We start from the raw sequence: 8,491 nt of genomic DNA on the forward strand, positions 1-8,491 counted from the left end.
CAGGTAGTAATAATTTTAGGATCTCATTAAAAGATTCTTGCATTGGGATAAGATTTTAAAATACAAATATCCTTATTTAAATATTTCCCCACAACTTTTCGTCTTGATCCTAAAAATAACTTTTATACACTTTTTATTACACTACCAAAACATGTTGGGGCAGTCGTTTACTTTAGTATTTATTAATTTCTTTTAAAAAAGCCGTAAGCTCATGATAAATAATGCTTCCTTGTGCTACAATACCCCAATAGTACTGTATAATTTCTTGAGATTCTTTGTCAGACGAACATCTCTTCTTTATGTGAAGATATAGAAAGGAGAGTCCTGAATTATAATTTCATCTAGAAAGCCTTTAATGATAAGTCGTCTATTATGTTTTTTTGAATGTGTACTTTTTTCTTCAAAATACAAATGCATTTTCTCTTGTTTGATTTTGGTATTTACCAAATCAAAATGTTCTATTAATAATTATGAAGATGAGTTTTAAGAATTTTAGTTGATTTTAAAAACTTGTTGTTTGGTAGCTAAATTATGAAATCTTAAATTTCTCTCCAGGTTTTGTTTTGAGTCATTAAATTTGCTATAGAAATATTGTGTTTGTATAATTTGGAAACACAAAAAACTAGATTTTAATATTTACTTATAATTTTAGTGATGATCCATTTTCTACAATGGTTCCAACTTATGGCTTGAGAATATAGCAACTATACTTTTTTTTCTTTCTTGAACTTATTTAGATATAGCTCTCCATTAAATAAGCTAATTTCGTTTATAGAACGTTTTCCCATTTTCTTTTGTTTAAATCAACCTGTTTTCAACACTGTTTAATATTTGCATGTTTAAAATTACTCAATAATTTTTTTATAATCACGTTAATGTTTCTTTCAATCAATATCAATTAATCCAGAATTTTAAGGTATAAGAATTGAAAGACTTAATAATGAATTATCTCTTTAAAAAGAGGCGAACTTTTTGGTTAAACAAATTTCCTCTATAACCAAATTCGAATCTTTTTGAAATAAGTCACGAATATATTTATCTGACCAATCTCGTCGTTTGACATACAAGAATACTCAATTACTACTTAAGATGAAGTCTTGGGTTATAAGTTCATTATTAAAACCATTAGCTATTACAATTCGATCTCTAGTTTTAATTGGTAATATATTACGTTTCTCAAAATTAAGGTACGTTTTCTCATTCTTTTTAACTGTTCTAACTAAATAAAAAGCGATTACAAATTCGGAGAGTATTAATTTTATTAGATCTGATTAGTTATCCATAGGAGTATTATTTATGCAAAATTCAAAACTTTTTTTTAATTCACGCATGCTATTTAATCTTTATCCTTGATATTGGATAATCTAGATAAGTAATTAATCATTTTTTTTACTCGTTTGAAATGATTTCAAACTTAGGGAACACTTTTATATTTCTTTACACAATTTAAGAAATTTTCAAATACATTAACATGTGATAGATCTTTAGTGTTAATTGCAAAATCTGTATTATTTGGATCGCTATTTCTAATTTTTATTCTTGAAAAAACTGCCAGAATATTAAATTTGATTTTAAAATTTTATAATTATTCAATTTTTATAAAGTTATTAACTCGTTGTCAATTTGATTTAATAATAGGTTTTTAGTTACTTTTATTTGTTTTAAATGTATTTAAACGATTTTATTTGTTTTTAAACGATAAAAAATCATATATTTGAATAATGAAAATATATTTTCTAATCGTTTTTAAATTTTCGCCCTGAATCTTTTTAAACTTAATCTACTATTATTATGAAAACAAAATTACTTAGTATCTTATTATTTTTAACAGTAATATTTACAATGAATTCATGTTCATCAGATTCTTCGGAAAGTAAAAATGATTCAGATAGCGCAAAAACTTCCAAAGAAGTAGAAGTTTATAATTACTCTACTTCAGAATTAGAAGCAATGAATTTGATTAATGATTATAGGGTAAGTATTGGTTTAAATAGTTTAAAAAAAATAAATCATATTTCTTTTAAATCAGAAGAGCATGATCATTATATGATCGTTAACAAAGTTGTTAATCATGATGATTTTGTTGCTCGTTCACAAAATATAATAGAGGTATTACATGCTAAAAAGGTAGGTGAGAACATTGCTTATAATTATAATAGTCCTCAAAGTGCTTTAACTGCTTGGTTGAATAGCCCAGCACATAAAGAAAATATTGAAGGTGATTTTACTCACTTTGGATTAGCGATTAAAGAAGATCCTACTACAGGGAGAAAGTATTATACTAATATATTTGCTAAAATATAATATTCTCTAATTTTTGATATATGTTTAATTTTAATTAAATATAAGTTAAAACTTATTTTATGTATATTTTTATGTTGTTAGTCGATTTTTTATACTTTTTTTATTTTTTTTTTCTATGTTTGGGGTTCAAGCTTAGTAGCCCCAATATCTGCTATATACTTATTCTACTTTTATGAAAAAAAAAATACTTAGTATTGTTGTACTTTCTTTAACTCTTTTTGTTTTTAATTCTTGTACTTCAGATAATACATTAAATAATGAAGTTCCAATCGCTACAATTTCAGTTTCAGCTCAAAAAGTTGAATCCGAAATATATAATTCAGATGAATTAGAAGTTATGAATTTAATTAATGTTTACAGAATAAGTATTGATTTAAAACCTTTAGAAAAATCAAATTTTATATCTTTTAAATCTGCTGAGCATAACAAGTACATGATTGCAAATAATGTTGTTAATCATGCAGGGTTTGAAGCTCGTTCAGAAAGTATTATTAATACTTTATCTGCAACAGCAACAGGAGAAAATATTGCATATAATTATAATAATGCCCAATCAGTCCTAGATGCTTGGTTAAAAAGTTCATTTCATAAAGAAAACATTGAAGGCAATTTTACTCATTTTGGTATTTCAATTCAAATTGACTCTAAAACAGGTAGAAAATATTACACTAATATTTTTGCTAAAATTTAATAAATTAAAGAGCAGTGATTATAAATTCACTTCTTCTATTGAGTTGATGCTCTTCTTCACTGCATTCTACACCATCTGAACATTTATTTATTAATTGATTTTCTCCATAACCATTACCAATAATTCGATTAGTATTAATTCCTCTTTCGAGTAGCCAATTAATAGTTGATTTTGCTCTTCTATCTGATAATTTTTCGTTGTAAGAGCTACTTCCTCTACTATCAGTATGTGATCTAATGTCTAATTTCATTGTTGGTATTTGATTCAATACATCTAATATTTTCTCAAGATCTATAGCTGCTTCATGTTGAATATTTGATTTGTCAAATTCAAAATAAATCATTTTAATTCCAAAACATTTACCTAAATCATCTCCTATTGCAACTTTACAAATCTCTTTGTCTAAATCAAAATCTAGTAATGTGGTACCTGTTATTTCTTCAACATCAATTTTTTTCTCTTCAGTGATATACTCTTCTTTTTCGGCTCTTACTCTATAAGTTTTCCCACACTCTATTTCAAAAGCGTATCTCCCTTTCTCATCAGCATATGTTGTACCTATATTTTTGAATTCATTATCATATAATGTAAGTTTACAATTAGCTATAAGTTCTTTAGTTTTTAAATCTGTAATAGTCCCAGCTAAACTTTGTTTGCATTTTTTAAAATTATCTTTAAATTGATATATATCATCTGATCCCATTCCTCCATCTTTATTTGATGAGAAAAAACCTTTTTTTAACTTTTTATTTATTATAAAAGCAAAATCATCTTTTGAGGAATTAATATCACTACCTATATTTTCTACTGGTCCAAAGCTTCCATCTTTATTAATTTTAGATTCAAATATATCAAGACCACCTAAACCAGGGTAGCCATCTGACGAAAAATATAATTCACCATCAGTTAAAAATGGAAAGGTTTCTTTACCAGAAGTATTTATAGAATCACCTAGGTTTATTGGAGTACTCAAAGTCCCATCTGGATTAATTGATGATTTAAATATATCTGATTGACCAAGAGTTCCAGGCATGTCAGAGACAAAATACAATGTCTTTTCGTCAGGACTTAATATTGGGTGGGCTAGATTATATAAATCACTATCAATATTTAAAGCAGTTATATTTGACCATTTCCCTTTTTCATAAGTGGCTTTGTAGATTTTTAGTAAAGTAGTATTATTTTCATTTTTACCCTTTTTTCCATTTAGATAATTATTTCGAGTAAAATACATTGTTTTACCGTCCTTTGTGAAAGTAGGTGTAGACTCATGAAAACGTGATCTAACAGTGGCGTCAAATTTAGTAGGGTTTGCAGTTGTCAAAGAATCATCAACATTCGCCTGATATAAATTGGTAAAATATTGATCTGTCCAAGAATGTTTTCTTTGTTGTAGTCCTCCAGTATCTCTAGCGGTAGTGTATACAATTTTGTCAAGAAAAAAGCGTGTACCATAATCAGAATATTGAGAGTTTAAATTTGTAGCATTTTGAACTTCATAACGTCCCTTTCTAGCTTGTATTTTGCTGATATATTTTTCGTTATTTAAAAAATATTTTCCTCTACGATCATTATGATTGAGTTTGTTAAATTCAATCATAACTTCATTTGCTTTATCATTATTATTAATGCTTCGTAATGATTGGGCATATCGATAGTAGTTTTCTGTTTTGACTTGAACAGTGTCGATGGTAAATAATTCACCATACCACTTTGCAGCTTCATCAAATTTTGAATTAAAATAATATGCGTTTGCTAATTTTTCAAACATATCAGCTGACTTGTAACCTTTGTTTGCTACTTTTTCATAGGTTTTTATAGCATCTATATAAGCGTAGTTTTCGTAGTTTTTATCAGCTTTGGCTATTTTGTTTTTTTGCGAATATAAATTGCATGAAAAAACAGTTATTAATGCTATACAAAAGAATATTTTTTTGCTCATAATGATATAATTTATATAAAACGTATAATTTTGTTCAGTTTTTTTGTCAATTAATTGATTTTGGACATTATTTTTTTTGCATTTTCTTCCTGACCAATAGCATTCAAAGCATTAGAATATCTATAATATAATTCAATATCAAGATGGTCATTCATTGCAAAAAGTTCTTTATACCATTTTGCAGCTTCTTCAAATTTTGATTTAAAATAATAGGCATTTGCAAGTTTTTCAAATAGCTCATCAGATCTATAACCTTTATTAGCTATTTTTTCATATGTTTTTATGGCATCTACATAAGCATAATTTTCCTTGCTTTTTTCAATGTTGATCGTTTTATTTTTTTGAGAGTATAAACTACATGAAATAAAACTGAATAATATAATACAGGAGAATAGGCTTTTTTTCATCAGATTTCTGTTTTATATAAAATTGATAATTCTAAATTATTTAGTTTTTTGCTATCAATTGATTGAATTTTTTCATTAAGTTCTTCGCATTCTCTTCTTGACCAACTGCTTTTAATGCGTTAGAATATCTGTAGTATAATTCAATATCTAAATCTTCATTCATTGCAAATAGCTCTTTGTACCATCTAGCAGCCTTATCCATTTCATTATTGAAATAAAAATTATCACCTAATTTTTTAAAGAGACTGACTGATTTATATCCCTTTTCGGCTACTTTTTCATAGGTCTTTATAACATTGATATATGCATAATAATTTTTCTTTTTAGTGGCAGAACTATCTTCAATTTTATTGTCTTTAGCTGTACTTACTTCAATAGAAGAATATATCATCTCATTTAATTTCTTTTCATCTTCTTCTTTAGATAGTTTTATATTATTCTTATTATCAATAACATTACTGGTAAAATTATTATTAATTATACGTTTTTTTGGTTTATCTTTTATAATTGTTACAACTGGATTGCTCTTCTTAATAAGTGTGGCTTTTTGCTCTTTAACTATTGTATTTTCTCTTATTATAGAATGTTTATTAGCCTTGTTTAATGCAATTGCTGTATTTCTTGGATCAATGTGTTTTAGAGCAGTTTTTTTGGATTTAATAATGTATTCAGCTGTAGTTCCGTCAGTATATTGTATGTAGACTACACGTTTATTATCTGGACCTAAATCATTGTTACTAATTAAACTTATGTCAGATACATTATAGGTAGTCACACTTCCTCCAAACCTCATGTTTATTTGTTCTTCAACGTGGTAATATTTTATTTTTTTATCTTTAGAAATAGGATCAGACAGTTCTTTATCATTATTATTTAATTTAGTGTTTGATTGTGCGGTAATTTCATGTGAAAACAGAATAAACACGATTAGCGTTAAAATAGTTGTTGTTTTCATAATAATCATATTTAAAAGAATCTTGGGGTAATTATTCTTTTGTTGTTTTTAAATAGTTCAAATCTTAAAAAGATTTCGTGTGAACCTGAGTTATAGTTTTCAAGTTTTGTAGTTTCTAAATCATATCCATAACCTATATAGAGTCCATTTGATACCTGAAAGCCTGCCATTGCACTAACTGATGCACTCCATCTATAAGCTAATCCTAATGTAAACTTATCATTATACATGAAATTTGTTGATAGGTCTATTTGCAGTGGAGCTCCTTCAACCACTTTTGTAAGTATGGCAGGTTTGAATTTTAAATTATAATTAAGATCAAATACATAACCTGCAATTAAGTAATAGTTTATTTTTTCTTTATAGATAGCTATCTCATTATCATCATATCGATTTGTTTCAATGAAATTTGGTACAGATAAGCCTAGATAAGCTTTACTTGAATGCCAATATAATCCAGCTCCTATATTTGGTGTAAACTTATTGTTGTAATTTTGTAGGTTTGGATCACTATCCACTGGGTTTAAACGAGAAACATCTAAATCAAATAAATTTCCTGTTGCTTTTAAACCAAATGATAGTTTCCATGTTTCAGAGGTAGGTATTGTATATGCTAAGTCGGCTGATATTGTGTTTTCATGTGTTGGACCAATTTTATCGTTTACAATTGATACACCTAGACCAAGCCTGCTACTGTTTAAAGGCGTGTTTAAGGATACCGCGTTAGTAGTAGGTGCGCCATCAAGACCTACCCACTGTGTTCTATGAAGTGCAAAGATACTTAATACCCCTCTAGATCCAGCATATGCAGGGTTAATATTTACAGTATTATACATATATTGCGTATATTGAGCATCTTGTTGTGCAAAGCCTGCAATTGATGTCAGCATCATAAGTAAAGAAAGTATTTTTGTTCTCATAATGTACTTTATTTATAAGTATCAATCAGCTTGTAGTGATTGATACTTAGCTTAAAATTAAATTTGGTATTTGTTTTAATTACTTAAGTATAAATACCCGTCTTTTCTATTTAATATTTTTTGGCCTTTGTCACCAAGCGATGTGTAGTTTAATATGTAAAAATAAGTTCCTGACGGTAAACGAGAAGATTGTTTAATTGTCGTTCTTCCTCTTGAAATTCCGTCAAAAGCATTTGTTTTATTATTGTAATTTGTAGTTTCAAAAACTAAAATTCCCCAACGATTGTATATTTCTACCTGATTCTCTGGATAGCATAATATATCATCAATATTATCAATGGTAAATAATTCATTTATTCCATCACCGTTCGGTGTAAAAGCATTATGAACAATTATCGACCCACATCCTAATACTATTGCGGCTTCAACTGTTTCATCATCTGATGCACTTATAGGCGTTTCATTTGGTGTAAGTCCATTTGCGTATGCAATATTAATAACGAATTTATCATCAATATCATTTTGATTTACATTATATGTTTGATTAAATTCTTCCGTAGCGCCTGGTAATAAAAATGGAATAGTTGTATCTAAACCGGTTAGTGGATCAGTTACTTTTATATCATGAAGTGTTACGCTTCCTGAGTTTGTAACCTGAATAAGATAGCTTATGGTATCTCCTACAGCATTATAATTCTCAGTAGAAGACGTTTTAATTACGGTTAAATTTGAATTTTCGGTTAACTCAACAACAGTAGGCGTATCGTTGTCAATAGTAGTTCCCGAAGTATCTGTTACATCTTTATTTTTAGGGTCTTTGGCAGTAGCCAAAGCGGTATTAGTAACTTGTCCCGCATCAATATCCTCTTGAGTTAAAATGTAGCTGGCGGTAAAGTTCGTTTCATTAACATCACCAGGAGCTAGGGTTGCAATTGCAGCGCCGTCGACAGTTACTTTAGGATCTGTAACCACAATTTGTGTAAGGGTTACATTTCCAGTATTGGTCACTGAAAAAGTGTAGTTAATTGTTTCGCCAACTTGCGCAAAACCATCGTTATTTTCATCTGCGAAAACACCTTTTTTCACTAAAGCAACTTTCGGATTTTGCTTATCGTCGATCACCACAACAGTAGGCGTATCGTTGTCAATAGTAGTTCCCGAAGTATCTGTTACATCTTTATTTTTAGGGTCTTTGGCAGTAGCCAAAGCGGTATTAGTAACTTGTCCCGCATCAATATCCTCTTGAGTTAAAATGTAGCTGGCGGTAAAGTT

Annotated in this window: 7 protein-coding genes; 2 read left to right on the forward strand and 5 right to left on the reverse strand. The window is 28.1% G+C overall.

Annotated features, from left to right (window positions below):
• Nucleotides 1–1,791 precede the first annotated feature (1,791 nt).
• Both HNP99_RS17400 and HNP99_RS17405 read left to right on the forward strand, forming a co-directional pair.
• Nucleotides 1,792–2,304, forward strand: a complete 513-nt coding sequence (locus tag HNP99_RS17400) for a CAP domain-containing protein (RefSeq protein WP_173854722.1) — start codon at nt 1,792–1,794, stop codon at nt 2,302–2,304.
• Nucleotides 2,305–2,476: 172 nt separating this feature from the next.
• Nucleotides 2,477–2,995 (forward strand): CAP domain-containing protein, encoded by a 519-nt coding sequence (locus HNP99_RS17405; RefSeq protein ID WP_173854723.1) that lies wholly within the window; start codon nt 2,477–2,479, stop codon nt 2,993–2,995.
• 4 nt (nt 2,996–2,999) lie between these two features.
• Here the strand turns inward: HNP99_RS17405 and HNP99_RS17410 are convergent, their stop codons facing one another.
• The 5 genes from HNP99_RS17410 to HNP99_RS17430 form a co-directional block, all read right to left on the reverse strand.
• Nucleotides 3,000–4,937 (reverse strand): OmpA family protein, encoded by a 1,938-nt coding sequence (locus tag HNP99_RS17410; RefSeq protein WP_173854724.1) that lies wholly within the window; start codon nt 4,935–4,937, stop codon nt 3,000–3,002.
• Between the two features lie 50 nt (nt 4,938–4,987).
• Nucleotides 4,988–5,344 (reverse strand): tetratricopeptide repeat protein, encoded by a 357-nt coding sequence (locus tag HNP99_RS17415; protein ID WP_217424441.1) that lies wholly within the window; start codon nt 5,342–5,344, stop codon nt 4,988–4,990.
• Nucleotides 5,345–5,384: 40 nt separating this feature from the next.
• Nucleotides 5,385–6,299 carry a tetratricopeptide repeat protein gene (locus HNP99_RS17420; protein ID WP_173854725.1) on the reverse strand — a complete coding sequence of 305 codons (915 nt, stop codon included), beginning with the start codon at nt 6,297–6,299 and terminating at the stop codon, nt 5,385–5,387.
• 11 nt (nt 6,300–6,310) lie between these two features.
• A complete protein-coding gene (locus tag HNP99_RS17425; protein WP_173854726.1) occupies nt 6,311–7,219 on the reverse strand; it encodes a PorP/SprF family type IX secretion system membrane protein in 909 nt (302 codons plus the stop codon).
• Nucleotides 7,220–7,294: 75 nt separating this feature from the next.
• Nucleotides 7,295–8,491: DUF7507 domain-containing protein (locus HNP99_RS17430; RefSeq protein WP_173854727.1), on the reverse strand; the 1,197-nt coding region annotated here is incomplete at its 5' end.

This window comes from Flavobacterium gelidicaeli (genome assembly GCF_013294005.1).
Classification (GTDB): domain Bacteria; phylum Bacteroidota; class Bacteroidia; order Flavobacteriales; family Flavobacteriaceae; genus Flavobacterium.

Excerpts from the sequence above, each read along its gene's own strand:
- HNP99_RS17400 (WP_173854722.1), top strand. The coding sequence starts at position 1,792 with ATGAAAACAAAATTACTTAGTATCTTATTATTTTTAACAGTAATATTT.
- HNP99_RS17405 (WP_173854723.1), top strand. The coding sequence starts at position 2,477 with ATGAAAAAAAAAATACTTAGTATTGTTGTACTTTCTTTAACTCTTTTT.
- HNP99_RS17410 (WP_173854724.1), bottom strand. The coding sequence starts at position 4,937 with ATGAGCAAAAAAATATTCTTTTGTATAGCATTAATAACTGTTTTTTCA.
- HNP99_RS17415 (WP_217424441.1), bottom strand. The coding sequence starts at position 5,344 with ATGAAAAAAAGCCTATTCTCCTGTATTATATTATTCAGTTTTATTTCA.
- HNP99_RS17420 (WP_173854725.1), bottom strand. The coding sequence starts at position 6,299 with ATGAAAACAACAACTATTTTAACGCTAATCGTGTTTATTCTGTTTTCA.
- HNP99_RS17425 (WP_173854726.1), bottom strand. The coding sequence starts at position 7,219 with ATGAGAACAAAAATACTTTCTTTACTTATGATGCTGACATCAATTGCA.